The organism is Streptomyces sp. MAI_2237 (assembly GCF_054189285.1).
This window is the reverse complement of the sequence record NZ_JAJPGQ010000001.1, coordinates 259203-285342: the sequence shown is the minus strand read 5'-3', so window position 1 is coordinate 285342 and position 26140 is coordinate 259203. Positions and strand designations below refer to the sequence as shown.

Here is a 26140-nt window from a genome sequence, read left to right as displayed (position 1 = left end):
CGCGCGCAGAGGCCGCGCCCTCTCGCCCAGATCGATTGTCAGTGCCGGGTGGGAGACTTGAGGGGTGGTCAGGGAGCACGGCGGCAGGCGGACTTGCCGCTCACTGTGCTGCCAACCACCCATCACAGAAGGGGGATTGAACCCGTGAAGGGTGACCGTGTGGAGATAGTGGTGGACGCGGGGGACACGACCCGCACCTACGAGGTGGTGGCGAGCCGGGCGGGCCGCAGGGTGGAGACGGCGGTACGCCGAGGTGTGGTGGAAGTGAGCGAAGTCACCCGAAACGGATCGGTGGTCCGCACCGCCCGTTTCATGGCGAACCGGGTCCTGGCCCTGGTCGAGCAGCCGATCCCGAGGGAGGACAGCTCGGAAAAGCGCGCAGACATCGGGCACCCCCTCGGGGAAGACCCTGAGACCTAGGTCCTCGTCTCCACCCAGGGGAGTACTCCTCGCCCGGCGGCTCATCCTCCGGGAGGCCCGCCAATCGGTACGAGGGCATGACGACCCGAGCACGCCGGACGCCTAGATTTGAGGTCAAGCGGCGGGTGCAGCACTCGTCCCCCGAGGTCAGACACCCGCCGCTGCCAATGACAACAAGATCGGTCAGGAGAGGGACCATGGCCTGGACGGCACCGCGGACACAGTTCCGCACGCTGGAGCGCAGTACGCTCCGCCCCCGCCGCACGGGCCGCCGCCACCCCCTGGTGGCGACGCTCATGGTCCTCCCCCTGGCGGCCCTGCTCTTCTTCGTCTTCGACGGCTGGGAGACCGTGGCCACACAGGCGTCGTCCGTGGGAGTGATGCTGGGGCGCTGAGCGGCGACCCCAGGCCCGGAAGAGCGGTCCGGGCGGGGACCTCCACCCATGAAACCCCGTGGGGACGGGGGTGCGGCGGACGGCACAAAATGCCGGCGCAGCTGGGGAGCTGCGCCGGCATTGCCGTGCCCGGGCACGCTCACCACCACGCGACGTGGCCACGGCCACCACCACGCGACGTGGCCACGGCCACCACCACGCGACGCGGACCCGGCCGGCACGATCTGCGCACCCGGCCCGTACGACCGTCGCACCCGAAGCCGTACCCTGCGCAGGCAGCCGCACCGCCCCAGGGAGCCTCGTGACCGCCACCCCCTTGCTCGCCGAGCTCACCGTCCGGGCCGAGGCCACGGCCCACACCCGCACCCCGAGCTGCCCCTGCGGCGAATCCGTCACCCTCGCCGACCGGCCGGACGCCACCGTCGTCCGGCACGCGGACACGGTCGCCAAGGCCCACGCCCCCCGCACCGGCCTGCGCGACCTCGCCCCCCGCCTCGCGGTCGCCGCCCATCTCCCCGGCATCCTCCTGCCCCCACTGATCGTCACCCCTGTCGACCTGCACGGCCGCGTCGTGACGTTCTGGCCCTACGGCACCCCCGTGGACCCGGACACGCCCGACGCCGCGCCCTGGGAGGCCGCCGCCACGCTCCTCGCCCGCCTCCACCGCACCCCGGTCCCGCCCGCGGCCGCCCCCCTGCCGCCCATGCGCGGCCCGGCGAAGGCGGCCGACGCCGTCGCCCGTCTCGCTGCCACGGCCACAGGTTCGGCCGCGGCCGGCCACCCCGCCGTCGCACCCGTCCTGCGGGCCTGGGCCACGCTGCCCGCCTGGGCCCGCGGCGAGGCCCCCATGCCGGACACCACCACCCTCTGCCACGGCGACCTCCACCTCGGCCAGCTCGTCCGCCATCCCGCCCCCGACGGCGCGTGGCTCCTCATCGACGTCGACGACCTCGGCACCGGCGTCCCCGCCTGGGACCTCGCCCGCCCGGCGGCCTGGTACGCCTGTGGGCTGCTCCCGCCCGACGAATGGACCCGCTTCCTCACCGCCTACCGCGCCCGAGGGGGCCCGGCGGTCCCGGCCGACGGCGACCCGTGGCCCGCGCTGGACGTCCCGGCCCGCGCCCTGACCGTCCAGACCGCCGCCCGGGCCGTCACCAAGGCGATCACCGGCAACCGCCCCCTCGACGAGATCGAGATGTCCGTGATCGACGCATGTGCCCGAATGGGTTCCCTCCCGCCGCAGTTGATCCCGTCGCGCGCGAAGTAGTGTGCAACCGACCGCAGCCGGACAGTGTCTGTCCTGGCGAAACACGAAGCAGGACCGACCGGCGAGGAGTTGAGCCGACCATGCAGTGTCCGAAGTGCCATGCGCCGATGCACACGTACAACCGCAACGGCGTCCAGATCGAGCAGTGCAGCGGCTGCCGCGGGATCTTTCTCGACTACGGCGAGCTGGAGTCGCTGACCCGGCTGGAGTCCCAGTGGTCCCAGCCCGCCCCGCCGCCTCCGCCCGCGCCGCAGGCCTACCCGGCCCCGCCCGCGCCGGCCTGGGGCGCCCCGCACGGTGGCCACGGCGGTGGTCACTACGGCGGCCACGGCGGTCACCACCGCCACAAGAGCTTCGGCCACATGCTGTTCTCCAGCTGACCGAACCCACGAAGAAGCCCCCGGCCGTCTGAGACGGCCGGGGGCTTCGGTGTGTGCGCGATACTGGGATTGAACCAGTGACCTCTTCCGTGTCAGGGAAGCGCTCTCCCGCTGAGCTAATCGCGCGGGAACCACGATCGAGATCGTGTGTACTGCGTGCGCGATACTGGGATTGAACCAGTGACCTCTTCCGTGTCAGGGAAGCGCTCTCCCGCTGAGCTAATCGCGCGGGTCAGACCTTCGATGCCGAAGATCCAGTGGACGATACTGGGATTGAACCAGTGACCTCTTCCGTGTCAGGGAAGCGCTCTCCCGCTGAGCTAATCGTCCTTGGAGGTGGAGACGGGATTTGAACCCGTGTAGACGGCTTTGCAGGCCGTTGCCTCGCCTCTCGGCCACTCCACCAGGAGTGCAGGGGTTCGGGAAGATCCCCTTGTTCCTTCGAGCGGACGACGAGGCTCGAACTCGCGACCTCAACCTTGGCAAGGTTGCGCTCTACCAACTGAGCTACGTCCGCTTGTCGTTTCGTTCCGCTCTCGCGGCCCGGCGACGTGTTGAACTCTAGCGGATACCGCGGCCAGTACAAAAACGCGTTTGCGCAGCGTGCTGCGCTGCGCCTGCTCAGGGGCGTGGTCAGGGCCTCCGGCGGGACACGCCGAGGTCACCTTTCGGACACCCGCCCTAGACTCGACGCGTGCACGACCTCCCTCCCCTCGCCCGCTTCGGCACCCGCGTCGCCACCGGTCTCCGCGACGTCACCGCCGACCCCGCCGCCCTGGACTCCACCGGTTTCTGGGCCGTCGTCGCGGACTTCGAGGGCCGCCTGACCTGCGCCCGCTTCGACGACGTACGGGAGGAGCCGGTGCCCGCGCCGGTCCCGGGCCGCTGGCAGGGGCCGGCGGTGGGCGACTGGTCGTCGTCCCTCGACCGCGCCGCGTACACGGCCGGAGTGCGCCGGATCCGTGAGCACATCGCGGCGGGCGAGGTCTACCAGGCGAACCTCTGCCGGGTGCTCGCCGCCCCCGTGGCCGCCGACGCCGATGTGGACGACCTCACGGCGCTGCTGGCCCGCGGCAACCCGGCGCCGTACGCAGGAACGATCCGGCTGCCGGAGCACGGCGTCGAGACGGCCACCGCCTCGCCGGAGCTCTTCCTCCGCCGCCGGGGCCGGGTCGTGGAGTCCGGGCCGATCAAGGGCACCGGGCGCACGGAGGCGGACCTCCTGGAGAAGGACTACGCCGAGAACGTCATGATCGTCGACCTGGTCCGCAACGACATGGGCCGGGTGTGCGCCACCGGCAGCGTCACCGTCCCCGACCTGTGCGCCGTGGAGAAGCACCCCGGTCTGGTCCATCTCGTCTCCACGGTCCGCGGCGAGCTGCGCGACGGCGCCGGCTGGCCCGAGCTGCTCGACGCGGCCTTCCCGCCCGGCTCCGTCACCGGCGCGCCCAAGTCCAGTGCCCTGCGAATCCTCGACGCCCTGGAGCCCGTGCCCCGCGGGCCGTACTGCGGGGGCATCGGCTGGGTGGACGCCGACCGCGGGACCGGCGAGCTGGCGGTCGGCATCCGCACCTTCTGGATCGACCGGACCGCCGGGGGCCGGGCCCTGCTGCGCTTCGGCACCGGCGCCGGCATCACCTGGGGCTCCGACCCGGAAGGGGAGTGGCGGGAGACCGAGCTGAAGGCGTCCCGACTGCTCGCGGTAGCGTCGGGGACGTACGAGGTGAGTGGAGAGGGAATCACGACGTGAAGATCTGGCTCGACGGCGCGCTGCGGGACCTCGAGTCCGCCCGCGTCTCCGTCTTCGACCACGGCCTGACCGTGGGCGACGGCATCTTCGAGACGGTGAAGGCGGTCGACGGCAAGCCGTTCGCGCTGACCCGCCATCTCGACCGGCTGACCCGCTCGGCGCGCGGTCTCGGTCTGCCCGACCCCGACCACGACGAGGTGCGCCGCGCCTGCGCCGCCGTCCTCCAGGCCAACCCGATGCCGCTCGGCCGGCTGCGCATCACCTACACCGGCGGCCACGGCCCCCTCGGCTCCGACCGGGGAGAGTACGGACCCACCCTCGTGGTCGCGCTCGGCGAGACCGCCCGCCGCCCCGACTCCACGGCCGTGATCACCGTGCCCTGGACGCGCAACGAACGGGGCGCCCTGACCGGCCTGAAGACGACCTCGTACGCCGAGAACGTGGTCGCCCTCGCCCGCGCCCACGAACACGGCGCCTCCGAGGCCCTGTTCGCCAACACGGTCGGGCAGCTCTGCGAGGGCACCGGCTCGAACGTCTTCGTCGTCCTCGACGGCGAGATCCACACCCCGCCGCTCGCCTCCGGCTGCCTCGCGGGCATCACGCGCGCGCTGGCGATCGAGTGGACCGGCGCCGCGGAGACCGAGCTGCCCCTGGACGTGCTGGAGCGGGCCGACGAGGTCTTCCTCACCTCCACCCTGCGCGACATCCAGGCCGTCCACCGCGTCGACGACCGCGAACTGCCCGGCGCGCCGGGCCCGGTGACCGCCAAGGCCATGCGCGTCTTCGACGAGCAGGCGGGCGCCGACCAAGATCCGTGACAGACACGGAAAATGGGCTGACGCATGGCCTCCCGGCGGGTAGAACTCCCCTGATGACGACGACCCTGCGGCCGACCGAGCCGCTCCAGCGTGCCGACGACGGGGCGCTGTCGCGCCACTACCAAGTGTGCGTGAACGGCCGCCCCGTGGGCACGGTGCACCTCGCCACGAGTCCCGCCTTCGGCGAGGCGGTGGCCCAGATCCTGGACCTGACCATCGAGGAACCCGACCGCCGGCGCGGCCGGGGCACGGTGGCCGCGCTCGCGGCCGAGGAAGTGCTGCGCGGCTGGGGCTGCAAGAGGATCGAGGCGTCGGTTCCGGCCGGCGCCGAGGCGGCGCTCCGGCTGGCGAGGACCCTCGGGTACGTCGTCCGCAACCGTCACATGGAGAAGCCGCTCGGTGCCACCGCACCCGAGTTGCCCGCCGGGAGCCGCGGCCGGCCCATGACCCAGGAGGAGTTCGGGCCCTGGGAGGAGCAGGACAAGGAGAGCTACGCGCAGAGTTGGATCGAGCGCGGGGTGCCCGAGGCCGAGGCCCGTGCCAAGGCCGAGCGGGACCATGCCCTCGCGCTGCCGGACGGACCGGACACCCCGGGAATGGATCTGAGCGTCCTGGAGCACGAGGGGGAGAAGGTCGGCGTCCTCTGGATGGGCGCCCGCGACGGCAAGGGCTTCGTCTTCAAGGTGGAGTCCGCCCCGAACCACCGGGGCCGGGGCCACGGCCGCGCGCTGATGCTCCTGGCGGAGGTCCAGAGCGTGGCCGCCGGTCGCCCCGCGATCCAGCTGAACGTCTTCGCGGGCAACACCCCCGCCGAGCGGCTGTACGAGTCGCTCGGCTACGAGACGATCACCTACCACCTGTACAAGGAACTGCTCTAGGCGCTGGCGGCCGGCACGCTCACGGGTTCCCGGCGAGCAGCCGGTCCGCGATCTCCTCGATCCGTTCGCGCAGGCCCTCCTGGCCCTTGCCGCCGTCCAGGCGCTCGCCGTCGATGACGTACGTCGGCGTGCCGGTGACACCGATCGCCTTGCCCTCCGCCTGGTCGGCGTCGACGATCAGGATGTGTCGGCCGTCGATCAGCGCGGTGTCGAACTCCTCGGCGTCGAGACCGAGTTCGCGGGCGACCTCGACGAGGAAGGACTCGCCCGCGCGGTCCAGCTCCTCCACCCGGCCCAGCACTGCCTCCACGTACTCCCAGCCCTTGCCCTGCTCAAGCGCCTCCTCGGCGGCCTGCGCGGCGGCGAAGGCGTGCTTGTGCTTCTCCAGCGGGAAGTGGCGCAGGCGCAGCTCCAGCCGGTCGCCGTAGCGGGCGCGCAGGGCACGCAGGTCGTCCAGGGCGGTGCGGCAGTCCGGGCACTGGAGTTCGCACCAGACGTCGAGGACGGGGGCGGGGGAGGAGTCGCTCATGGGGACAGTCTTCCAGTCCGGCCGCGCCGGTCCCAATCGGCCGGTACGCCGGTGACCTGCGGGCCCTGCCCAAAGCCCCTCCCAAGGAAGCGCCCGGGGACGGCACCTGCGGAGGAGCCGACCCGGAGATCTCCCTGATGTCCGCCGGAGGCATGGCCCGGCGGGGGCCGGTCGGTGCAGGATGGAAGGGAAGGGACGAACCGCCCCTGCCTGATCGAACCGCGCCCTGGAGGACCGGATGATCGCCGAGACAGTCTGTTCCGCCGTGGCCGCGGCCGGCCTGGGCATCGCGGCGGTCACCGCCTACCGCAAGCGTTTCCTCTCGGCCGCCCGCATCGCCGCCTACTCGCTGGTGCCCCTCGGCCTGGTGATGACCGGGGTCGTCCAGTGGCTGGCGGACACCGCCTTCAGTGTCACGGCCTGGGCCGGCTTCGCCGTGCTCGGCCTCTCCTGGCTGCTGTTCGCGACGACACGCGCGGTGGAGCGCCGCCGGGGCGGCACCCGCAAGGAGCGCAGGGAGGCCAGGGCGGCCGAACGGCGCGCCGCGGCCCCCACGGCTCCCACCGCCTCCGCTCCCTCCCTCGGTCCGGGCACGCGCGCCTCGACCCGGCCGGCGACCGCGCCGCGCGGCGACTCCGCGGACGACTTCAGCGACATCGAGGCCATCCTGAAGAAGCACGGCATATGACCTGCGGATGACGCCTGAAACGTCACAGTGGACCAAGGTGTCGCCCGGAAGTGATCACGCCCGAAACGGGACGTCACGGGATTCGGTGAACTCCCGGTCATTTCGGGTGCCTTGATCGCGCCGAGGGTGTCGTTTGCGCCATCATCGCCGCGAGATGCTGGACACGACACCAAGGGATACCGCGCCGCCGAAGGACGAGCCGCGCGGGTGCCTCTTCGCCCTTTCCCAGCCACCGCTGATGATCTTCCTTGCGGTGATCGGGTGTCTGCTGCTCATGGCTGCGCTGCACGATCTGCTGCTGCTCTGAGCCGTACCCGTGGTCCCCGGCGTCACCCGTCGGGGACCACGTCGACATCGTCGGACGGCCGTCGGCCGGCCTCAGCCCGCCGCCTCCTTGCGGCGCGCCCGGTACGCGGCCACGTGCAGGCGGTTGCCGCAGGTCCGGCTGTCGCAGTACCGCCGTGACCGGTTGCGGGAGAGGTCGACGAAGGCGCGCCGGCAGTCGGGCGCCTCGCAGCGGCGCAGCCGTTCCTGCTCCCCGGCCACCACGAAGAAGGCGAGAGCCATCCCGCAGTCGGCCGCCAGATGGTCGGCGACGGAGGCACCGGGGGCGAAGTAGTGCACATGCCAGTCGTAGCCGTCGTGGTCCGTGAGGCGGGGCGTGGTGCCCGCCGCGGCGACCAGTTCGTTGATCAGTCCGGCCGCCCTGCGGGCGTCGGGCGAGGCGAACACCGAGGCGAACCGGCCGCGGATCTTGCGCACCGCCGAGAGGTCGAACTCCGACAGCACTCCGACGTCGCTGATCTCGTGGTTTCGTACGAACTCCTCGAGTGCCGGGACGTCCGGCAGCGCGTCCGGCGTCGTGTCGTCCTCCGGCGCGGTGTTCACCAGATCGACCACGGTGTCGAGGGCGCACCGGGTGTCGTGGGTGATCAGCACGTTTCGCTCCCTGGCCTGGGGGGTCGGGCACACGCCCGCCGATGCTGGCCGATGGTAATGCGTCCCACGGCGTACGGACCGGCGCCGAGCGTCACGCGAGGCCGTCAGACGGGCGTGGAGGGGCGGACGCAGCCCTCTGGGGCGCAGGAGGCGTGGAAGCGGACACGCCGACGCCGTCCCGTGACGGACACGGGACGGCGTCGGCGTGAGCCCTATGCGATTGTTCCGGCCCGAGCCGTCTCCCCGAGTCGACGGCGCCGGGCGGCTTGGTGCTCGCTCGGCCTAGCTCTCCGCCAGGATGTGCGAGAGCTCCTGATCGAGATCGAAGTGCCGGTGTTCCGTGCCGGGAGGCACGGCGGCGTCCGTCCGCTTCAGGAAGGACTCCAGAGCCCGCGCCGGAGCTTCCAGCAGGGCTTCGCCCTCCGGGGAGCTCAGGGCGATGCACACGACGCCCTGACCGTGACTGCGTGACGGCCAGACACGGACGTCGCCTGTGCCGGTCGGGCGGTGCAGGCCTTCCGCGAGAAGGTCGCGGGCGAACACCCACTCGACGGTCTCCTCGGCTCCGGTGTGGAAGGTGGCGTGCACGGCGTAGGGGTCGGCCGTGTCGTACCGCAGTCCTGCGGGGACAGGCAGGGAGGACTCGCTCGACACAACGAGGCGCAGGTGCAGCTCGCAGCTGACCGTGGTGTTCATAAGCGCCAGGGCCTTTCGCTCAGTGTGCGCTCGGGGATTCGCACGTCGGCGAAATCGACATGCCACCTACGGTGCCGTTGTAAACCCCTCTGAGTGTTTTGCGTGCGTTTACGTAACTCTTCCGGCCGAGAGCTCCTTCGTACGGTACGGCCATTCCGGTGACTGGTTTCCGGTCAGTAAAGTAAGGTAAAGTTTGGCCGCATGGATACGGGGAGTAACCGGGCGGGCCCGGCCGGCGGGGAGATCGTCATGGCGCCGGGGGAGTCCGAGGCGGCCGGGATCGAGGCGAGCGAGGTGAGGGACACGCAGGGGCTCGGCTCCAGGGCGCCGACGTTCATCAAGCGCCGCCGCGCCCTGCATCTGAGCTGGCAGGTCGGCGTCTTCGTCGTCGGGCTCGCCGTCGTCGCCGCCGGCATCGTCATGCTGCCGCTGCCCGGTCCGGGCTGGGTCGTGATCTTCGGCGGCATGGCCATCTGGGCGACCGAGTTCGTCTGGGCCCAGCTGGTGCTCCGCTGGACCAAGCGCAAGGTCACGGAGGCGGCCCAGCGGGCCCTCGACCCCAAGGTGCGGCGGCGCAACATCACGCTGACCGTCATCGGGCTCGTGATCATCGGCGTCCTGGTCGGTATCTACGTGTGGAAGTTCGGCGTCGTGATGCCCTGGAAGATCGAGGACCAGTGATCTTCACACGAGGGTGCGGGGCGCCGCCTGACATGGGGTAATGTTCTTCCTGTGCCCGGGCGATTAGCTCAGTGGGAGAGCGCTTCGTTCACACCGAAGAGGTCACTGGTTCGAACCCAGTATCGCCCACCCGGAAACGGCGGCCCATCTGCTTCAGTGCAGGTGGGCCGCTGTTGTGTTGTGCGGGAGGCGGCCGCGGCGCGGGCGTGGTGGCCCAGGAGTGGGGTGCTCCGGCGGCGGGTGTAGGTCGCTGGGGGCGCGGTCTCGCGAGGGGAAGTCGGCCGGGTGGCAGGGTCGGTCCCCTGGCGGTCCGCCGCCCAGCACGCCCCCGGCACCCCCGCGACGCGCGCCCCCGGCACCCCCGCGACGCGCGCCCCCCGGCACTCCCGCGATGCGCGCCCCCTCAGCACCCCGCGATGCGCGCCCCTCCCTGCCCCGCCCCACCGCCACCCGTTCGACCACACCCCGTCACCCATCGCCGGACGCCCCGTCAACTCGCGTCCGCGCGGCCCTCTTTCGGCCGGGCCGCTTTCTCCCTCCCCGGCCCGCCGACCGTTCGGCCGCCCGACCGCGCGCCCCTCACCTGCGGAATCTCCCCGCCGCCCGCATCGACCGGCCCCTCTCCGTCACCCGGCCTCCCGTGAGCCCCCGAGAAATTCCTGTCCGAGTCATTGACGCACCCCGAGCCCCTCCGTAACTTGTGCCAGCAAGCGCTTACTTGAAACGATTCATGCATGCGGCGACGATGCCGGGGAGGCCCGACTGTGGGAACCAGCAGGAATGTTGAGAGGCGTACGATCCTCAAGGCCGCGGGGGCCACGGCGGCCACGCTGGGGCTGGCCGCGACGACGGGGTGCGGAGGGGACAGCGGCACGTCGGCCGACGGGACGGTGACGATCCGTTACTCGTGGTGGGGTGCCGACGAGCGGGCCAAGAAGATCAACCAGACCATCAAGCTCTTCGAGAAGAAGTATCCGAAGATCAAGGTGAAGACGGACTTCCAGGACTACGTCTCATTCTGGGAGAAGTTCCAGACGCAGGCTTCCGGCGGAAATCCCCCGGACGTTTTCCAAAACGCCGTCACATTCCTTCGGAAGTACGACAAGAGAAGTGTTCTGCTCGACCTGAAGTCGCAGATCGACGCGGGCAATCTCAGCCTCGACAACTTCCGTGCGGGCGTCACCAAGGTGGGCGAGGTCGACGGCAAGCAGCTCGGCGTCCCCGTCGGCTCCAACACCATGGCGCTGGTCATCGACAAGAAGGTCTTCCGGAAGGCCGGCGTCGAGCCGGCGCCCGGCTGGACCTGGGACGACTACTTCAAGGCCCTGAAGACCGTCTACGACAAGACCAAGGTCCCCGGGGACACCGGCTACTTCAGCATCATGTACCTGTACGACCTGTACCTGCGCCAGAACGGCAAGGCCTTCTACACCAAGGACGGACTCGGCTTCGACAAGGCCGACCTGACGGAGTGGTGGCAGGACGGCTACAACCGGACGAAGGCCGGCATCATCACCAGCCCGAAGATCGTCGCGCAGGACCGCCCCAAGTCCTCGCTCTCCGCGGGACACGGCGCCTCGGAGTTCACCTGGGACAACTTCACCGTCCGCTACACGGCCGAGGGCGACAGCGAGTACGGCCTCGCCCCGATCCCGACGACGGACGGCAAGCACACCGGCCAGTACCTCGCCTCCCTGATGCTGAGCGCGTCCGCGCGCACCCAGCACCCCAAGGAGGTCGCCCAGTTCATCGACTTCATGGTCCACGACCCCGAAGTCGGCAAGATCATGGGCTACGACCGGGGCATCCTCGCCTCCACCGAGCAGTACGACGCGTTCAAGCCGACGGACCCCGTCAACAAGGAGATCGCGCAGTACGAGGCCGACACCGCCAAGGCGGGCGTACTCGGCACGATCACCCCGCACCCCTCCGGCGCCGACACCATCGAGGCGGCCTTCCTGCGCATCGGCGGCGACCTCGCCCTCGGCAAGTCGTCGGTCTCCGCCGCGGTGAAGCAGTTCTTCGACGAGTCGCAGGCCGCCTTCCAGGGCCTGACCGGACCGCACCGGAACCGATTGGGAAGCACCGTGACGCTCGTCAAGGACTCACCGCCCACCGCCCGCAAGGTCCGCTCCATCGCCCCCGCCGCCGAGAAGCGGCGGGGCCGCCGGGAGAACCTGGCCGGCTACCTCTTCATGTCCCCGTGGATCGCGGGCTTCCTGCTCCTGACCGCGGGCCCCATGGTCGCCTCGCTCTACTTCGCGTTCACCGACTACAACCTCTTCAACACCCCGAAGTGGGTGGGTCTCGACAACTTCACCAAGATGTTCGACGACCCGCGATGGCAGAAGTCGGTCGAGGTGACCGCCAAGTACGTCGTCATCGGCACTCCGCTGAAGCTGCTCCTCGCGCTCGGGGTCGCCCTCCTGCTCGCACAGAGCCGCCGCGGCCAGGCCTTCTACCGGGCCGCCTTCTACGCTCCCTCGCTCATCGGCGCGAGTGTCTCCGTGGCCTTCGTCTGGCGGTCGATCTTCTCCGACAACGCGATCGTGGACCGCGCCCTGTCCGCCGTCGGCATCCACGCCGGCGGCTGGGTCGGCAACCCCGACTGGATCCTGTACTGCCTGGTCGCGCTGACGGTGTGGCAGTTCGGCGCTCCCATGGTCATCTTCCTCGCCGGCCTCAAGCAGGTGCCGAGGGAGCTCTACGAGGCCGCCGAGCTGGACGGAGCGGGGGCCCTGCGCAAGTTCTGGAGCATCACGCTCCCGATGATCTCCCCGGTGCTGTTCTTCAACGTGCTGCTGGAGACCATCCACTCCTTCCAGATCTTCGGCTCGGCCTACGTCGTCTCCAACACCTACTGCGGTCCGGCCGACGCCACGCTCGTCTACACCTGCTACCTCTACCAGCAGGGCTTCAAGAACGCCCAGATGGGCTTCGCCTCCGCGATGGCGTGGATGCTTCTGATCGCCGTCGCCCTGGTGACGGCCGTCCTGTTCTGGTCGCAGAAGAAGTGGGTGCACTACGAGGAGGACGCCCGATGAGCGCGACCACGACCGAGCCCGCTGCCACGAAACCCCTGGCCCTCGGCCGCCGCCGGACCGGCTCCCTGGCCTGGCACATCGGCGCGCTGGTGATCCTCGCGGTCATCCTCTATCCCGTGCTGTGGGTCATCGGCGCGTCGTTCAAGCCGAGCAAGGACATCATCAACAGCCTGCAGCTGTTCCCGTCCCGCCCGATCCTCGGCAACTTCAAGGGCCTCGCCGACGGCATAGCCGACATCTCCATCTGGACCTTCTTCCAGAACTCGCTGTTCTACGCGGGCGGGGCCGTCGTCGGCATCCTCGTCTCCTGCTCGCTCACCGCGTACGCCTTCGCCAAGATCCGGTTCGCCGGCCGGAACCTGCTGTTCTCCCTGATGATCGGCACGCTCCTGCTGCCGTATCACGTGCTGCTCATCCCGCAGTACGTGATGTTCCAGAAGCTGGAGCTGATCAACACCTATGTGCCGTTGCTGCTGGGCAAGTACCTGGCCACCGAGGCGTTCTTCGTCTTCCTGATGGTGCAGTTCATGCGCAACCTGCCGAGGGAACTGGACGAGGCGGCGCGCATCGACGGCTGCGGGCATCTGCGGATCTACTGGTCGATCGTGCTGCCGTTGTGCCGGCCGGCGCTCATCACCAGCGCCATCTTCACCTTCATCAACGCCTGGAACGACTTCATGGGCCCGCTGATCTATCTCAACGAGCCCGGCAAGTACACCGTCTCGCTCGGCATGATGATGTTCCGCGACTCCGACGGCGTCGCCGCCAACTACGGCGGCCTGATTGCCATGTCGCTGGTGGCGCTCCTGCCCGTCCTGCTGTTCTTCCTCGCCTTCCAGCGCTATCTGATCGACGGAATGGCGACCTCCGGACTGAAGGGCTGAGGCGCTGACCATGGTCCAGGGGCGCGTGAAGGCACGCAAGGAGTCCGTGCTCGCCGAGCGGTTCGCCGTGTTCGCCGAGTGCCTGCTCACCGGGGTGTGGATCGCGGTGGCCTCGCTCGGCGTGGTCACCTACCCGGCGGCGTTCGCGGCCGGTGCACGGCATCTGCGTCGGCGCACCGCCCATCAGGGCGGCGGATGGCGGGAGTTCACGGACGACTTCCGCGCGGCCCTGCGCGGCGGCTGGGCCGTGGGGCTCGGCGGGTGGGCCGCGGCGGCGGTGGTCTGGGTGGACGTCCAGGCCGTACGTGCCGGGATTCCCGGCGGGCCGCTGGTCGGGGCCGTCGGGCTGTTCGCGCTGATCGGCGCCGCGGTCGCCGGGCTGCGGGCGGCGGCGGTCTGGGCTCCGGGCGCGCGCTGGCGGGACCTGCTCGGCGCCGCCGGCCGCCGTACCGTCCTCGACCCCGCCGGGTCCTTCCTGCTCATCGGCGGGTCGGCGCTGGTCGCCCTTTCCGCCTGGGTCGTCGCGCCGCTGGCGGTCCCCGTCCTGGGGGCCGTCGCGGCGGCCGCCGTCGCCGTGGAGGAGCGCTACCGGCACCGCTGACGGGCGGTGCCCGCGCCCAAGGCCGGCGCCATCGGCGCCGTCCCTCGCCCTGTCATGCCCCTGACCAGCTGCAAGGAACGCACGCTTCCCGCACGGAAAGGAAAGGCTGAACTCTCATGTCTCCCATCCCCCGCAGGTCCCTCCTCAAGGCGGCCGCCGTCGCCGGAGCCGCCGCGCAGTTCAGCTGGGCGCTGGGCGCCAAGGACGCGCAGGCAGCGCCGAGAGCCGAGGCCGCCGACGCCGATCCGGTGACTCTGGACTGGCTGGAGGACGGCGGCCTCGGCGCCGCACCCGGCTCCACGGTCGGTGTCCCCTGGCCGAAGGGCGCGTACGAGGCCGACCAGACCTTCGCGCTGACCGACGCCGACGGCAAAGCCGTCCCCGTGCAGACCTGGCCGCTCGCGTACTGGCCCGACGGCTCCCTCAAGTGGACCGCGCACGCGGTGAGTTCGGGTTCGGGCAAGCTCACCCTCGCCGCCGGTGACGCGGCCGCCCCCGACAAGAAGGTCACCGTCGACCGAAGCGGCGGCACGGTCGACGTCTCCACCGGCGTCATCACCGTGAAGATCGGCAAGGACGGCTCCACTCTGGTCAAGTCGGTCCGGCGCGGCTCGACCGAGATCGCCAGGAACGGCCGGCTCGTGCTCATCCGCCAGCCCGAGATCGAGGACGAGGACCAGGGCACCGTCAAGACCGAGCGCTTCGACGGCGCCATCGGCGAGGTCACGGTGGAGCAGGACGGGCCGGTCCGCGCGGTCGTCCGCATCGACGGCAAGCACCGCAAGGGCAGCCGGAGTTGGCTCCCGTTCTCCGTCCGCCTGTACTTCTACGCCGGCGCCGACTCCTTCCGCATGGTCCACACCATCACCTACGACGGGACGCAGGAACCCGGCAAGGCGAGCGGCGACTTCGTCCGCGGGCTCGGCGTCCGCTTCTCCGTCCCTCTGCGGGACGCGGCCTACGACCGGCACATCCGCATCGGCGGCGAGGGCAAGGGCCTGCTGCGGGAGGCCGTGAAGGGCATCACCGGTCTGCGCCGCGACCCGGGCGCCGCCGTGCAGGCCGCCCAGTACGCGGGGCAGAAGCTGCCCGATCCCTCCACCTGGGACCAGCGGGTCACGACCCGGCTGCAGTACATCCCCGAGTGGGGCGACTACACCCTCGCCCAGCTCTCCGCCGACGGCTTCACCCTGCGCAAGCGCACCAAGAAGGGTCACGGCTGGATCGGCGCCGGCGGCGGCAGACGGGCCTCCGGCTTCGGGTACGTCGGAGGCGCGAGCGGCGGACTCTCCTTCGGCCTCAGGGACTTCTGGGAGAAGCACCCCGCCCAGCTCGACATCCGCGACGCCCACACCGACGAGGCCGAGGTCACCCTCTGGCTCTGGTCGCCCGAGGCGCAGCCCATGGACCTGCGCTTCTACCACGACGGCATGGGCCAGGACACCTACGCCGAACAGCTCGAGGGCCTCAACATCACCTACGAGGACTACGAGCCCGAGTTCGGCACCCCCTACGGCATCGCCCGCACCTCGGAACTGCTGTTCTGGGCCAACGAGTCGACACCCTCCGCGGACACCCTCGCCCAGCAGGTCGAGGCCGTACGGACCCTGCCGCAGCTCGCCGCCCCGCCCAGGCAGCTCATCAAGGCCAAGGTCTTCGGCCCCGGCCTGTACTCCGAGCCCGACCGCTCCACCCCGGCCAAGGCGAAGATCGAGGACCACCTCGACTTCCTCTTCACCTACTACAAGGACCAGGTGGAGCAACGCCGTTGGTACGGCTTCTGGGACTACGGCGACATCATGCACACGTACGACACCGTGCGGCACGTGTGGCGCTACGACGTCGGAGGCTACGCCTGGGACAACTCCGAGCTCTCGCCCGACCTGTGGCTCTGGTACGCGTACCTGAGAAGCGGCCGGGCGGACATCTTCCGCTTCGCCGAGGCCATGACCCGGCACACCGGCGAGGTCGACGTCTACCACCTCGGCAAGTGGGCCGGCCTGGGCACCCGGCACGGGGTGCAGCACTACGCCGACAGCGCCAAGCAGCAGCGCATCGCCAACACCACCTACCGCCGCTTCTACTACTTCCTCACCGCCGACGAGCGGGTCGGCGACCTCATGCACGCCAACGTCGACTCCGACGAGACCTTCCTCGTCCTCGACCCGCTGCGCAAGGTGCGCACCGACCCCTACACGCCCGACCGGCACGCCCTGTCCGTCGGCTTCGGCACCGACTGGAGCGGGCTGGTGTCCGCCTGGCTGACCGAGTGGGAGCGCAAGGGGCCCAAGTGGGAGAAGGCGAAGGCCCGCGTGCTGTCGACGATGGAGGGCATCGCCGCCCAGCCCAACGGATTCGTCCAGGGCAGCGGGCTGTACGACCTCGACACCGGGAAGTTCGCGGTCGCCTCGGCGCCGGTGGTGTCGGTGTCCCACCTGTCCGCGGTCTTCGGCCTCAACGAACTGTGCGCCGAGCTGATCGACCTGGTCGACATGCCGAAGTTCAACGACGCCTACTTCGACTACTGCCGGTACTTCAACGCCACCAAGGCCGAGCAGAAGGCCCGTTACGGCTCCGACTTCGGCACGCTCCTGCTGTTCCAGGGGCATGCGCGGCTGGACGCCTACGCCGCCGTGCAGACGGGGGACGCGGCGCTGGCGAAGCGGGCGTGGACGAAGTTCTACGGCTCCGACGGGTACACCGAGTCCTCGCCGTGGAAGACGGAGGCCGTGAACGGGCCGATGGCGTTGGTCGCGGGCCGTGAGGCGAGTTGGGTGTCGTCGAACGACACCGCGTTGTACGGGCTCGCCGCGATCGAGAATCTGGCGTTGCTGGGGGACAAGATGCCGTAGACGGAAAGGCAGTGGGGAACCGCGCGACCGTTGTGGCTGGTCGCGCAGTTCCCCGCGCCCCTTTCGGAGCGTGTTTCAGTGCATGCCTCCCAGGAAGTCGCGGAAGTGGCGGGCCTGGCTCAGGCGGCGTTCGTAGGTGGCGCCCAGGGTGAGCAGGAGGAGGCCGGCCAGGGCGAAGGGGGCCCAGCGGGGGAGGGCACCGGTCAACTGGACCAGGTACGGCGTCAGTTCGTGCAAGGCGTCCAGCACCAGGACCGAGCCACCGAGGACGAGCGGGGCCTGGAGCCGGTGCCGGGCACCCACCAGGGTGGTCACCAGCGCCGCGGCGGCCAGCAGGACGGGACGCACCCAATGCGGGTCGGCCCAGGCCGCGGCGAGGCTCGGCAGGAGCGTGGCGGCCAGGCCGGGGCCGTACGCCGTCCAGGACGAGGCCCGGGAATCACGGCGCCTGCGCAGCCCGCCCACGACCAGCGCCGGAACGGTCACCGGCAGGGTGTACGCCTCCACCGTGCCGACGTCCCAGGCCGCCAGCCGCACCCAGGCGGCCAGGACGAAGAGGATGGCGGCCGCGTAGCCGACGGGGCGGCGGTCCGGACGTACGGCCGTCCCGGCGGCGAGTACCCCGCACAGGGCCAGCACCAGCGCGAGCATCGGCCGGTCCGCCACCGCCAGACCGATCGCGAGCACGGCGGCGGCGACACCGGACACCTCGACCGGCACGGTGGCGCGGTGCTCGCCGAGGCGCGCGGCGAGCAGGGCCGCGGCCGTCGGCACCGCGAGGACCAGCAGCGCCGTGTGCTGCGGAGCCCAGTCCGCCGCCGCGCCCGTCGCGCAGGCCAGCGCGGTGGCGTGGACGAGCGCGGTCGGCGCGGTCACCGGCGTCAGCCGCGGGCGCAGGGACGCCGCCGCGAACAGCGCGGTCAGAGCCGACAGCACGGCAAGGGTGGCCGACTGGGAGGGCAGGGCGAGGAAGACGAGGGGGACGGAGGTGCCGACGGCGAGCGTGGCCCAGGGCTGCGGGCGGGAGGCTGCCGACGCGAGGGCGGCGGCGGTGAGGAGGCCCGGTACCAACAGGGCGACGAGATAGGGCAGTTCGAAGGCGGACGGGAGGGTCATGACGGTCACCCACGCGAGGACCGTGGCACCGGTCAGCGCCCTCGGCCGCCATGTCGTGTCGCGCACGAGCAGAGCGAGTACGACGGCCACGACCGCGGGGGCGAGGAGCAACTGGGTCGGGAAGACCGGCCAGGGCGTGTGGACCGTCACCGCCGCTCGCGCGTCGGAAGGCGCACCGGACCAGGGCTCCCGCGCCCACCCCAGCGGGCCGAGGAGCGCGACGACGACCAGGGGCAGCGCACTCACGGTGGCGACCGCCTGCACGGCGCCGGAGGCCCACACGAAACCGCGCCGGACGGCCGTCGGCAGCGGCCCCCGCAATGCCGCCGTCAGCGCGACACCGCAGGCCAGGTACGCGGGCACGGTCCACTCTCCGGGCAGCGGCACCCGCAGCAGGCCGCCGCCGGCCAGCACCAGAAGAAGCGCACCGGCCAGCGCGTGACCGAAGGCGCCGCCGGCAGCCCCGGCACCTGTCCCACCGTCGCTCACCGACCTCGCGAGGCGCCACGAGGCCGCGAGCGCGATCCCCGCCGCGAGGAGGAGGAGCGCCGCCGCACGGGCGGCGGCGCTCGGGCCGGTTGCGGTCCAGGAGAGCAAGCCGGCCGTCAGGACGCCCCAGCCGCCCGTGCCGTACGCGCCGACCATGGCCGTGAGGCGTACGGATGCGGGGGCCGAAGAGGCAGGGCGCAGGGCCACGAGCGTGTCGAGTCCGGCCGTCACCAGCAGCGCGGTCGCGCAGCCGTACGGTCCGGTCTCGGCCGCCAGGGCCCAGAGCAGCAACGGGAGTTGGCCGGCGACCACCGACGCCGGCACCGGCAGCCGCAGGGCCGACGTGCGCGGCAGCAGGCCGTACGCCGCCCACAGGACCGCCAGGGCCGTCGTGGCGGCCGCCGCGTAGGCCGTGCCGTCCGTTCCCGCGAACACGGTCTCGTGCAGGGCGTACGCGTCCAGCGCCGTGAGCGCCAGCCCGAGCCCGGCCATCGACTCCGCCGTCGAGCGCAGCCCGCGTCGCAGCAGCGGCACCGGCGCCGCGAGGACGCCCAGCGTGAGCACGCCGAGCACCGCGGCGCGCCCGGCGATCCCCAGATGCCCCCAGCTGACCAGCGTGAACACCATGGCGGCGACGGTCAGCAGCACACCGCCGAGAAGGAGCAGCACGTTCTGAACGCGCGGCGCGTCCGTCTCGGGGCGGGGTGGCAGGGTGTGCGGCGCGGGGGCGCCGGGCGGTCGCGGTACCGCCTGCAGGGCCGCGACCAGCCAGGCGCGGCGTGCGAGCAACTGGGCCCGGCGGTTGTCGAGCTGCCACAGCTCGGCGTCGAGGAGCCGCAACTCCTCGGCCGGTGGCGGAACATGCGTCATGCCACGAAGTGTGGTGCCGGTCACGCGCCACGACATGAGCGCAGGTACTCAGTGCCTACTCAGATCCCGCACGAAAGCACCTGGTGCGGGCAGACTCCTCCCATGGACTGGTCCCACTACCGCTTCCGCAGCCTGTGGCGGCTGACCGCGCCGCCCGCCGTCGTGTACGAGACGCTGGAGCGGGCCGACGACTACCCCCGGTGGTGGCCGCAGATCCGCGAGGTCACCCGGCTCGACGACACCGCCGGCATCATCCGCATCCGCTCCGTCCTCCCGTACGACCTGCGATTCACCGCGCGCGAGACGCGCCGCGACCCCGGGGCCGGCGTCCTGGAGATCGCCATGACCGGCGACCTCGACGGCTGGGCGCGCTGGACGCTCACGGTGGACGGCACCGGCACCCTCGCCCGCTACGAGCAGGTCGTCGACGTGAACAAGCCGCTGCTCAGGCGGTTCGCGGTCCCGGGGCGGCCGGTGTTCCGGGCCAACCACCGGGTCATGATGCGCTCCGGACGGCGCGGCCTGGCCGCGTACCTGGAAGCGGTTTGAAGGAAACCCGCGGAGACCTGTATGGTTCAGTGCGTTCCCGGGCGATTAGCTCAGTGGGAGAGCGCTTCGTTCACACCGAAGAGGTCACTGGTTCGAACCCAGTATCGCCCACCGGGAGAGCCGGTCCGCAGCAGCGGACCGGCTTTTTTCATGCCGCCGCCGGCAGCTCCGGGCGCAGCGGCCACGACGTGTCCACGATCTCGTCGGTGCCGCTGCGCGCGAACCACGCCTGCAGCCCACGGGCCTGCGCCGCGTGCCACGTCGCCTGCAGCGAGTGCAGCTCGGCGGGGGAGAGGCGCTCCAGCCGGGCCGCGAAACGCCGCCCGAGCGCCCGTACGACGTCCAGCGCGGCCAGCGCGTCGGCGGCCGCGTCGTGCGCGCCCTCCAGCGTCACCTCGTAGTGCGCGCACAGGTCCGTCAGGGTGCGGCGGCCCTTGCGGTAGCGGTCCAGGTGCTTGTCCAGGACCCTCGGGTCCAGGACCCGCAGCGCCGACGCCTGCAGCCAGCGGTCCAGCGACGAGGCGCGATGCCGGCGCAGCTCGCGGTCCAGCAGCGTCAGGTCGAAGGGCGCGTTCATCACGACCAACGGGCGGTTCATCGCCGCCTGTTCGGCCAGCACCTCCGCTATCTCGTACATCACCGGCGCCGGCCAACGGCCGTTGCGCTGCAGGTGTTCGTCCGTCAGACCGTGCACCGCCGTCGCCGCCTCGGGCACCGGCACACCCGGGTTGACCAGCCAACGCGTCACCCGGGGCCGGCCGCCCGGCGCGTCCTGGACGACGACGGCGGCCGACACGATCCGGTCGGTCTCCACGTCGACGCCCGTGGTCTCCGTGTCGAAGGCCGCGAGGGGCCCCTCGTACCAGCACGTCATGCCTACCCAACTCCTCCATCGCGCCTGGCAGCTGACGTCCCGTCTTCTGCCCGTTTGGTGATACCCGGGCTGTTTGCGCACTACGCCGGAAGGACACAACAGGAGTACGGGTCTTTGCAGTTCAGCGGCCCGCCACGGGGAATCCTTTGGCTTGGAAGGCTGTTTGGTCATGGCGATAGCGCAGCCCGAGCGGGGCGGGCTGCTGCCCGAACGCACGGGCCCCCTTCGCGGCACACTCGCCACCACCGCGTGCATGGAGACACTGCAGGTGGGCTATCTGCACGCCGTCGCCGCGGCGGCCGGCTGCTCGCTGTCGCAGCCGTTCCCGGACAACGGCATCGACTGGCACGTCAGTCACGGCTCGCCCGGGCACACCGTCGACGACGAGGTGACCATCAAGGTGCAGCTGAAGTGCACCTACCAGGTGCCGCCCAACCCGCCGGGCCGCTTCTTCTCCTTCACACTCGACAACGACCATCTGCGCAAGCTCGCGCGCACCCCGGTCTCCGTGCACAAGATCCTGGTCGTGATGCTCGTCCCGCGGACCCAGGACGACTGGCTCCGAGCCAGCCACGACCGCCTCGACCTGCGCCACTGCTGCTACTGGGTCAACCTCGCCGGCCACCCGGTCACCGGCCGCACCCGCACCACCGTCCGCATTCCGACCTCACGCATCTTCGACGACCGAGCGCTGTGCGAGATCATGACGCGGGTCGGGACGGGAGGCAGACCATGACCCACCGCCCTTTGGAGGAGCCCGTCCGAGCGGTGCGGCCGCACCCCGTGGACGTCGCCTGGCACCGCGCCCCCGAGCCCGGCGAGGTCGACCCCGCCGTACTCGCCGCCCTGCTGCACCGGCACGGCTGGCAGCGCCGCGGCGGCGCCGCCGGACGCTACGGCCGCTGGACCCCGCCCGGCCCCGGCGGCAGCGGCACCAGCCTCCTGGTGCCCGAGAGCCGCGCGTTCCCCGACAGCGACGACCTGCTCGGCGAGGCCCTTCTCGCCCTGACCCGCAGCGGCACCCCCTCCGCCCGGGAGGTCCTGGTCGGCCTCGCCGTGCCCAGCGACGAGATCCGCTGGTGGCGCGACGTACCCGCCGGTCCCGCCGACACCGCGCCCTGGATGGTCGAGGAACAGCTGCGCTCCGCCGCCCGCCAGATGCTGCTCGCCGCCGCGCTCGCCACCCGCGCGCGGGCCGGCTACTACGGCGCCCGGCACCGCCGCTCCGCCGCCGCCCTGCTGGAAAGCGTCCTCGTCGGCCCCGCTACCGGCGGCGGACGGCTGGCCGCCTTCGTGCCCGTCGGCACCGGCAGGCCCCTCGCCGTACGCCTCCACCAGGCCCTGTACGCGGCCCGGGAGGCCATCGACTACCGGCGGGCCGCCGGCGGCATGGACGCCTTCGACGGGGCGGTCGAGGCGGGCGTCAGCCGCGAGCTGACCGAAGCGCTCATCGCCCTCGTGCGCGGCACCGAGGGCGCCCGGATCGCCGTCGAGTGGGCGCCCGCCGCCGGGGTGCCCGAGGACTGCGGGGCGGGCGTCGAGCCCGTGGAGTTCTCGCCGGGCGACCTGCCCGTGCTGCGCGAGGCCGGCGCCCGCTTCCTGCGCGACGAACCGTCCGTGCCGGTCCACGTCACCGGAGCCGTGATCCGGATGCGCAGGTCGGGGCCGCGCGGCGAGGGCAGCGTACGGCTGCGGGTGCTCGCCGGCGCCGACATACCGCACCTGCGCGTCACCCTGGACGAGGAGGACTACCGCATCGCCGGACACGCCCACCTCGTGGGACTGCCGGTGCGGGTGCGCGGCCTGCTGGAGAGCCGGGGCGGCTTCCGTCGGCTGACCGGCGCCGAGGGCGTCGCACCGGTGCAGGTGGACGACGCGGAACGGGACCGGCTGATGAAGGCGCTGCACGAGAACCTCGACTTCTTCGAGGAGGCGTGCGGCGGCGAGGAGTGCGACTGAGCACCTGCTCCGGTGACCGTTTCGCGGTCGGTGTGTCGGGGTCGGTACGATCCCACTCATGCGCGCGCTCCTGGTATGGCGCCGCACCCACCTTCAGTCAGGAGAGACCGGTGTCAGACGTCCGTGTGATCATCCAACGCGATTCCGAGCGGGAAGAGCGCGTGGTGACGACGGGCACTACGGCCGCCGAGCTCTTCGCCGGCGAGCGCTCGATCATCGCCGCACGCGTGGGCGGGGAGCTGAAGGACCTCGCGTACGAGGTCCGCGACGGGGAGACCGTCGAGGGCGTCGAGCTCTCCTCCGAGGACGGCCTGAACATCCTGCGCCACTCCACCGCGCACGTCATGGCGCAGGCCGTGCAGGAGCTCTTCCCCGAGGCCAAGCTGGGCATCGGCCCGCCGGTCAAGGACGGCTTCTACTACGACTTCGACGTGGACAGGCCCTTCCACCCCGATGACCTCAAGGCCATCGAGAAGAAGATGCAGGAGATCCAGAAGCGGGGACAGAAGTTCTCCCGCCGAGTGGTCACCGACGAGCAGGCCCGCGAGGAGCTGGCGAACGAGCCGTACAAGCTCGAGCTCATCGGCCTCAAGGGCTCCGCCGCCTCCAGTGACGACGGCGCGGACGTCGAGGTCGGCGCCGGCGAGCTGACGATCTACGACAACCTGGACGCCAAGACCGGCGAGCTGTGCTGGAAGGACCTCTGCCGCGGTCCGCACCTGCCCTCCACCCGCCTCATCCCGGCGTTCAAGCTGATGCGCAACGCGGCCGCCTACTGGCGCGGCAGCGAGAAGAACCCCATGCTCCAGCGCATCTACGGGACCGCCTGGCCGTCCAAGGACGAGCTGAAGGGCTACCTCGACTTCCTCGCCGAGGCCGAGAAGCGCGACCACCGCAAGCTCGGCTCCGAACTCGACCTGTTCTCCATCCCGGAACAGATCGGCTCCGGCCTCGCCGTCTTCCACCCCAAGGGCGGCATCGTCCGCCGGGTCATGGAGGACTACTCGCGCCGCCGGCACGAGGAAGAGGGCTACGAGTTCGTCTACACCCCGCACGCGACCAAGGGGAAGCTCTTCGAGACGTCCGGGCACCTGGACTGGTACGCCGACGGCATGTACCCGCCCATGCAGCTCGACGAGGGCGTGGACTACTACCTCAAGCCGATGAACTGCCCGATGCACAACCTGATCTTCGACGCGCGCGGCCGCTCCTACCGTGAACTGCCGCTGCGCCTGTTCGAGTTCGGCACCGTGTACCGCTACGAGAAGTCGGGCGTCGTGCACGGCCTGACCCGCGCGCGCGGCTTCACGCAGGACGACGCGCACATCTACTGCACCCGCGAGCAGATGTCGGAGGAGCTCGACAAGACGCTCACCTTCGTCCTCGGCCTGCTGCGCGACTACGGCCTGACCGACTTCTACCTGGAGCTGTCGACCAAGGACCCGGAGAAGTTCGTCGGCTCCGACGAGGTGTGGGAGGAGGCCACGGAGACGCTGCGCCAGGTCGCCGAGAAGCAGGGCCTGCCCCTCGTCCCGGACCCGGGCGGCGCCGCCTTCTACGGCCCGAAGATCTCCGTCCAGACCAAGGACGCCATCGGCCGCACCTGGCAGATGTCGACGATCCAGCTCGACTTCAACCTCCCCGAGCGCTTCGACCTGGAGTACACCGGCCCCGACGGTTCCAAGCAGCGCCCGGTCATGATCCACCGCGCCCTGTTCGGTTCGATCGAGCGGTTCTTCGCGGTGCTCCTGGAGCACTACGCGGGCGCCTTCCCGGCCTGGCTGGCCCCGGTGCAGGCGGTCGGCATCCCGATCGGCGACGGGCACGTGGAGTACCTGCGGAAGTTCGCCGCCGAGGCCAAGAAGAAGGGCCTGCGCGTCGAGGTGGACTCCTCCTCCGACCGCATGCAGAAGAAGATCCGCAACGCCCAGAAGCAGAAGGTGCCCTTCATGGTCATCGCGGGCGACGAGGACATGGCGGGCGGCTCGGTGTCCTTCCGCTACCGCGACGGCTCGCAGGAGAACGGCATCCCGTTCGACGAGGCCATCGCGAAGATCATGAAGGTCGTCGAGGAGCGGGTGCAGGTCTGACGCCCGACCGGCACGAAGGCCCCCGGGAGCTCAGTCTCCCGGGGGCCTCTCGTCGTCCTCCCGTGCGAACACCTGCAGCAACCAGGAGGCGAACGTGCCGGTCACCGCGCCCAGCAGGGCCAGGCCGACGGCCATCATGCCGACCGCGATCACCCGGCCCATCGGTGTCACCGGGGTGACGTCGCCGTAGCCGACGGTGCTGAGGGTGGCGCAGGCCCACCAGACCGCGTCCCCGAACGACGTCATGGTCGTGCCCGGAGCCCCTCGTTCCTGCTGGTAGACGGCGAGCGCGCCGGCGAAGCCGAGCAGCACGGTGGAGAGCCCCGAGTAGAGGATCACGCGCGCGTGCAGCGCCAGCCGCGGCTTGCCGTGCCGGCGCTGGACGGCCTCGTAGACCTTGACGACCCGGAGAGGGCGCAGCAGCGGCAGGACCACCACCACCGCGTCCAGGGGGTGCTTGCGCACGAAGCTCAGCCCCTGTCCGCTCAGGCGCCACAGCACCGCGTAGTTGGCGGCGAACAGGACCCAGGAGGCCAGCAGCACCGCGAGGGCCACGGTCTGCAGCAGGTCCGTCAGACCGGGCGCGAGGACGCGGACGGCATAGGCGGCGAGAAAGGCCAGCGAGGCGACGGCGAGCGGCAGCTCGGTGCGCTGCTCCCAGCGTGCTCTGCGAGTGTCATCGTCCACGAGCCCAGCTTGGCGCGGCGGGCTTTTCCCACAACCCCGCCGACACGCCGCGAACGGGCGACGCCATATGCTGCACTGCATGACGAGTGAGCCGGAGCAGCAGTGGGGAGTGGGCACCCAGGACGCCTTCCAGCGTCTGTGGACGCCCCATCGGATGGCCTACATCCAGGGCGAGAACAAGCCGACCGGCCCCGGGGCCGACGACGGCTGCCCCTTCTGCTCCATCCCGGCGAAGTCCGACGAGGACGGGCTCGTCGTCCGGCGCGGCGATCAGGTCTACGCCGTCCTCAACCTCTACCCCTACAACGGCGGCCACCTCATGGTCGTCCCCTACCGTCATGTCGCCGACTACACGGACCTCACGGACGCCGAGACGGTCGAGCTCGCCGCCCTCACCAAGCAGGCGATGACGGCCCTGCGCGCGGCCTCGGGCGCCCACGGCTTCAACATCGGCATGAACCAGGGCTCGGTGGCGGGCGCCGGCATCGCGGCCCACCTCCACCAGCACATCGTGCCCCGCTGGGGCGGCGACACGAACTTCATGCCGGTGGTGGGCCACACCCGCGTCCTGCCCCAGCTCCTGGCGGACACCAGGAAGATGCTGGCGGACGCCTGGCCGGCGACCTGATCAAGCTGCGTCCGGCCTCATTCAGCCCGTCCGGCGCTTGAGGACGAGGCCGAAGG

General features: G+C 71.2%; 25 protein-coding genes, 7 tRNA genes and 1 pseudogene. 22 read left to right on the top strand and 11 right to left on the bottom strand.

Annotated elements, in window-relative coordinates; all coding sequences use genetic code 11:
- Positions 1-144 precede the first annotated feature (144 nt).
- From LN251_RS01350 to LN251_RS01335, 4 genes are all read left to right on the top strand, one after another.
- A complete protein-coding gene (locus LN251_RS01350) occupies positions 145-420 on the top strand; it encodes a hypothetical protein (RefSeq protein WP_458242713.1) in 276 nt (91 codons plus the stop codon).
- A 197-nt stretch (positions 421-617) separates the two neighbouring features.
- Positions 618-815, top strand: a complete 198-nt coding sequence (locus tag LN251_RS01345) for a hypothetical protein (protein WP_058926448.1) — start codon at positions 618-620, stop codon at positions 813-815.
- A gap of 301 nt (positions 816-1116) precedes the next feature.
- The gene (locus tag LN251_RS01340) at positions 1117-2082 is read left to right on the top strand and encodes a phosphotransferase (RefSeq protein ID WP_458242712.1); all 966 of its coding nucleotides are present in this window, start codon (positions 1117-1119) and stop codon (positions 2080-2082) included.
- Positions 2083-2162: 80 nt separating this feature from the next.
- Positions 2163-2462 carry a TFIIB-type zinc ribbon-containing protein gene (locus LN251_RS01335; RefSeq protein WP_079078205.1) on the top strand — a complete coding sequence of 100 codons (300 nt, stop codon included), beginning with the start codon at positions 2163-2165 and terminating at the stop codon, positions 2460-2462.
- A 54-nt stretch (positions 2463-2516) separates the two neighbouring features.
- Here LN251_RS01335 and LN251_RS01330 read toward each other — a convergent pair.
- From LN251_RS01330 to LN251_RS01310, 5 genes are all read right to left on the bottom strand, one after another.
- Positions 2517-2588 (bottom strand) — tRNA-Val (locus LN251_RS01330).
- A 31-nt stretch (positions 2589-2619) separates the two neighbouring features.
- Positions 2620-2691, bottom strand: a tRNA-Val gene (locus tag LN251_RS01325).
- Between the two features lie 29 nt (positions 2692-2720).
- A tRNA-Val gene (locus tag LN251_RS01320) sits at positions 2721-2792 on the bottom strand.
- 1 nt (position 2793) lies between these two features.
- Positions 2794-2867 (bottom strand) — tRNA-Cys (locus LN251_RS01315).
- A 39-nt stretch (positions 2868-2906) separates the two neighbouring features.
- Positions 2907-2979 (bottom strand) — tRNA-Gly (locus LN251_RS01310).
- 177 nt (positions 2980-3156) lie between these two features.
- Here LN251_RS01310 and LN251_RS01305 point away from each other — a divergent pair.
- Genes LN251_RS01305 through LN251_RS01295 form a run of 3 tightly spaced genes read left to right on the top strand, consistent with a single transcriptional unit; the run spans position 3157 to position 5908 of the window.
- Complete coding sequence (locus LN251_RS01305; RefSeq protein ID WP_458242711.1) at positions 3157-4212, top strand: chorismate-binding protein; 1056 nt, start codon at positions 3157-3159, stop codon at positions 4210-4212.
- Positions 4209-5030, top strand: a complete 822-nt coding sequence (locus tag LN251_RS01300; protein WP_458242710.1) for an aminotransferase class IV — start codon at positions 4209-4211, stop codon at positions 5028-5030. The genes LN251_RS01305 and LN251_RS01300 overlap by 4 nt, the downstream gene beginning before the upstream one ends.
- A 53-nt stretch (positions 5031-5083) precedes the next feature.
- The gene (locus LN251_RS01295; protein WP_458242709.1) at positions 5084-5908 is read left to right on the top strand and encodes a GNAT family N-acetyltransferase; all 825 of its coding nucleotides are present in this window, start codon (positions 5084-5086) and stop codon (positions 5906-5908) included.
- Positions 5909-5927: 19 nt separating this feature from the next.
- Here LN251_RS01295 and LN251_RS01290 read toward each other — a convergent pair whose 3' ends face one another.
- On the bottom strand, positions 5928-6437 hold the full coding sequence (locus LN251_RS01290) for a DsbA family protein (protein ID WP_362987546.1): 510 nt from the start codon (positions 6435-6437) through the stop codon (positions 5928-5930).
- Between the two features lie 238 nt (positions 6438-6675).
- On the opposite strand from LN251_RS01290, the gene LN251_RS01285 reads away from it, so the two are divergent.
- Both LN251_RS01285 and LN251_RS01280 read left to right on the top strand, forming a co-directional pair.
- On the top strand, positions 6676-7125 hold the full coding sequence (locus LN251_RS01285) for a hypothetical protein (RefSeq protein WP_458242708.1): 450 nt from the start codon (positions 6676-6678) through the stop codon (positions 7123-7125).
- A gap of 154 nt (positions 7126-7279) precedes the next feature.
- On the top strand, positions 7280-7432 hold the full coding sequence (locus LN251_RS01280) for a hypothetical protein (RefSeq protein ID WP_362987550.1): 153 nt from the start codon (positions 7280-7282) through the stop codon (positions 7430-7432).
- 71 nt (positions 7433-7503) lie between these two features.
- On the opposite strand, the gene LN251_RS01275 is transcribed toward LN251_RS01280, so the two are convergent.
- A complete protein-coding gene (locus LN251_RS01275; RefSeq protein WP_458242707.1) occupies positions 7504-8064 on the bottom strand; it encodes a CGNR zinc finger domain-containing protein in 561 nt (186 codons plus the stop codon).
- A 282-nt stretch (positions 8065-8346) separates the two neighbouring features.
- Positions 8347-8760 (bottom strand): SsgA family sporulation/cell division regulator, encoded by a 414-nt coding sequence (locus tag LN251_RS01270; RefSeq protein WP_004002642.1) that lies wholly within the window; start codon positions 8758-8760, stop codon positions 8347-8349.
- 249 nt (positions 8761-9009) lie between these two features.
- Between LN251_RS01270 and LN251_RS01265 the strand changes: the two genes are divergently transcribed.
- The 7 genes and pseudogenes from LN251_RS01265 (at position 9010) to LN251_RS01235 (ending at position 16822) form a co-directional block, all read left to right on the top strand.
- Positions 9010-9441 carry a TIGR02611 family protein gene (locus LN251_RS01265; RefSeq protein WP_458243241.1) on the top strand — a complete coding sequence of 144 codons (432 nt, stop codon included), beginning with the start codon at positions 9010-9012 and terminating at the stop codon, positions 9439-9441.
- 57 nt (positions 9442-9498) lie between these two features.
- Positions 9499-9570 (top strand) — tRNA-Val (locus tag LN251_RS01260).
- Between the two features lie 635 nt (positions 9571-10205).
- Positions 10206-11492, top strand: a pseudogene (locus LN251_RS01255) (ABC transporter substrate-binding protein); the annotation flags it as partial.
- 36 nt (positions 11493-11528) lie between these two features.
- Entirely contained in the window at positions 11529-12485 is a 957-nt protein-coding gene (locus LN251_RS01250) for a carbohydrate ABC transporter permease (protein WP_362988581.1), read from the top strand.
- Positions 12482-13369 (top strand): carbohydrate ABC transporter permease, encoded by an 888-nt coding sequence (locus tag LN251_RS01245; RefSeq protein ID WP_458242706.1) that lies wholly within the window; start codon positions 12482-12484, stop codon positions 13367-13369. The genes LN251_RS01250 and LN251_RS01245 overlap by 4 nt, the downstream gene beginning before the upstream one ends.
- A gap of 10 nt (positions 13370-13379) precedes the next feature.
- Complete coding sequence (locus tag LN251_RS01240) at positions 13380-13970, top strand: hypothetical protein (RefSeq protein ID WP_458242705.1); 591 nt, start codon at positions 13380-13382, stop codon at positions 13968-13970.
- A gap of 116 nt (positions 13971-14086) precedes the next feature.
- Positions 14087-16822, top strand: coding sequence for an exo-rhamnogalacturonan lyase family protein (locus tag LN251_RS01235; RefSeq protein WP_458242704.1), 2736 nt, complete (start codon positions 14087-14089; stop codon positions 16820-16822).
- Positions 16823-16897: 75 nt separating this feature from the next.
- Here LN251_RS01235 and LN251_RS01230 read toward each other — a convergent pair whose 3' ends face one another.
- Complete coding sequence (locus tag LN251_RS01230; protein ID WP_458242703.1) at positions 16898-19297, bottom strand: SCO7613 C-terminal domain-containing membrane protein; 2400 nt, start codon at positions 19295-19297, stop codon at positions 16898-16900.
- 102 nt (positions 19298-19399) lie between these two features.
- On the opposite strand from LN251_RS01230, the gene LN251_RS01225 reads away from it, so the two are divergent.
- Together LN251_RS01225 and LN251_RS01220 are read left to right on the top strand one after the other, a co-directional pair.
- Positions 19400-19846, top strand: a complete 447-nt coding sequence (locus LN251_RS01225) for an SRPBCC family protein (protein WP_458242702.1) — start codon at positions 19400-19402, stop codon at positions 19844-19846.
- A gap of 39 nt (positions 19847-19885) precedes the next feature.
- Positions 19886-19957, top strand: a tRNA-Val gene (locus LN251_RS01220).
- Between the two features lie 37 nt (positions 19958-19994).
- Here LN251_RS01220 and LN251_RS01215 read toward each other — a convergent pair.
- Complete coding sequence (locus LN251_RS01215) at positions 19995-20720, bottom strand: exonuclease domain-containing protein (RefSeq protein WP_458242701.1); 726 nt, start codon at positions 20718-20720, stop codon at positions 19995-19997.
- Positions 20721-20889: 169 nt separating this feature from the next.
- Here LN251_RS01215 and LN251_RS01210 point away from each other — a divergent pair, with 169 nt between their 5' ends.
- The 3 genes from LN251_RS01210 (at position 20890) to thrS (ending at position 24769) form a co-directional block, all read left to right on the top strand.
- Positions 20890-21456, top strand: coding sequence for a DUF4365 domain-containing protein (locus LN251_RS01210; protein ID WP_058926466.1), 567 nt, complete (start codon positions 20890-20892; stop codon positions 21454-21456).
- The gene (locus tag LN251_RS01205; protein WP_458242700.1) at positions 21453-22679 is read left to right on the top strand and encodes a hypothetical protein; all 1227 of its coding nucleotides are present in this window, start codon (positions 21453-21455) and stop codon (positions 22677-22679) included. Before LN251_RS01210 ends, LN251_RS01205 begins: the two co-directional genes overlap by 4 nt.
- Before the next feature lie 110 nt (positions 22680-22789).
- Entirely contained in the window at positions 22790-24769 is a 1980-nt protein-coding gene (gene thrS / locus LN251_RS01200; RefSeq protein ID WP_458242699.1) for a threonine--tRNA ligase, read from the top strand.
- 30 nt (positions 24770-24799) lie between these two features.
- Here the strand turns inward: thrS and LN251_RS01195 are convergent, their stop codons facing one another.
- Complete coding sequence (locus LN251_RS01195; protein ID WP_458242698.1) at positions 24800-25456, bottom strand: potassium channel family protein; 657 nt, start codon at positions 25454-25456, stop codon at positions 24800-24802.
- A 67-nt stretch (positions 25457-25523) separates the two neighbouring features.
- On the opposite strand from LN251_RS01195, the gene LN251_RS01190 reads away from it, so the two are divergent.
- A complete protein-coding gene (locus LN251_RS01190; RefSeq protein WP_458242697.1) occupies positions 25524-26084 on the top strand; it encodes an HIT family protein in 561 nt (186 codons plus the stop codon).
- Positions 26085-26140: the final 56 nt, after the last annotated feature.

Coding starts and splice junctions, on each gene's coding strand:
- LN251_RS01345 (WP_058926448.1), top strand. CDS start 618: ATGGCCTGGACGGCACCGCGGACACAGTTCCGCACGCTGGAGCGCAGT.
- LN251_RS01335 (WP_079078205.1), top strand. CDS start 2,163: ATGCAGTGTCCGAAGTGCCATGCGCCGATGCACACGTACAACCGCAAC.
- LN251_RS01295 (WP_458242709.1), top strand. CDS start 5,084: ATGACGACGACCCTGCGGCCGACCGAGCCGCTCCAGCGTGCCGACGAC.
- LN251_RS01290 (WP_362987546.1), bottom strand. CDS start 6,437: ATGAGCGACTCCTCCCCCGCCCCCGTCCTCGACGTCTGGTGCGAACTC.
- LN251_RS01285 (WP_458242708.1), top strand. CDS start 6,676: ATGATCGCCGAGACAGTCTGTTCCGCCGTGGCCGCGGCCGGCCTGGGC.
- LN251_RS01280 (WP_362987550.1), top strand. CDS start 7,280: ATGCTGGACACGACACCAAGGGATACCGCGCCGCCGAAGGACGAGCCG.
- LN251_RS01270 (WP_004002642.1), bottom strand. CDS start 8,760: ATGAACACCACGGTCAGCTGCGAGCTGCACCTGCGCCTCGTTGTGTCG.
- LN251_RS01265 (WP_458243241.1), top strand. CDS start 9,010: ATGGCGCCGGGGGAGTCCGAGGCGGCCGGGATCGAGGCGAGCGAGGTG.
- LN251_RS01245 (WP_458242706.1), top strand. CDS start 12,482: ATGAGCGCGACCACGACCGAGCCCGCTGCCACGAAACCCCTGGCCCTC.
- LN251_RS01240 (WP_458242705.1), top strand. CDS start 13,380: ATGGTCCAGGGGCGCGTGAAGGCACGCAAGGAGTCCGTGCTCGCCGAG.
- LN251_RS01235 (WP_458242704.1), top strand. CDS start 14,087: ATGTCTCCCATCCCCCGCAGGTCCCTCCTCAAGGCGGCCGCCGTCGCC.
- LN251_RS01230 (WP_458242703.1), bottom strand. CDS start 19,297: ATGACGCATGTTCCGCCACCGGCCGAGGAGTTGCGGCTCCTCGACGCC.
- LN251_RS01225 (WP_458242702.1), top strand. CDS start 19,400: ATGGACTGGTCCCACTACCGCTTCCGCAGCCTGTGGCGGCTGACCGCG.
- LN251_RS01215 (WP_458242701.1), bottom strand. CDS start 20,720: ATGACGTGCTGGTACGAGGGGCCCCTCGCGGCCTTCGACACGGAGACC.
- LN251_RS01210 (WP_058926466.1), top strand. CDS start 20,890: ATGGCGATAGCGCAGCCCGAGCGGGGCGGGCTGCTGCCCGAACGCACG.
- LN251_RS01205 (WP_458242700.1), top strand. CDS start 21,453: ATGACCCACCGCCCTTTGGAGGAGCCCGTCCGAGCGGTGCGGCCGCAC.
- LN251_RS01190 (WP_458242697.1), top strand. CDS start 25,524: ATGCTGCACTGCATGACGAGTGAGCCGGAGCAGCAGTGGGGAGTGGGC.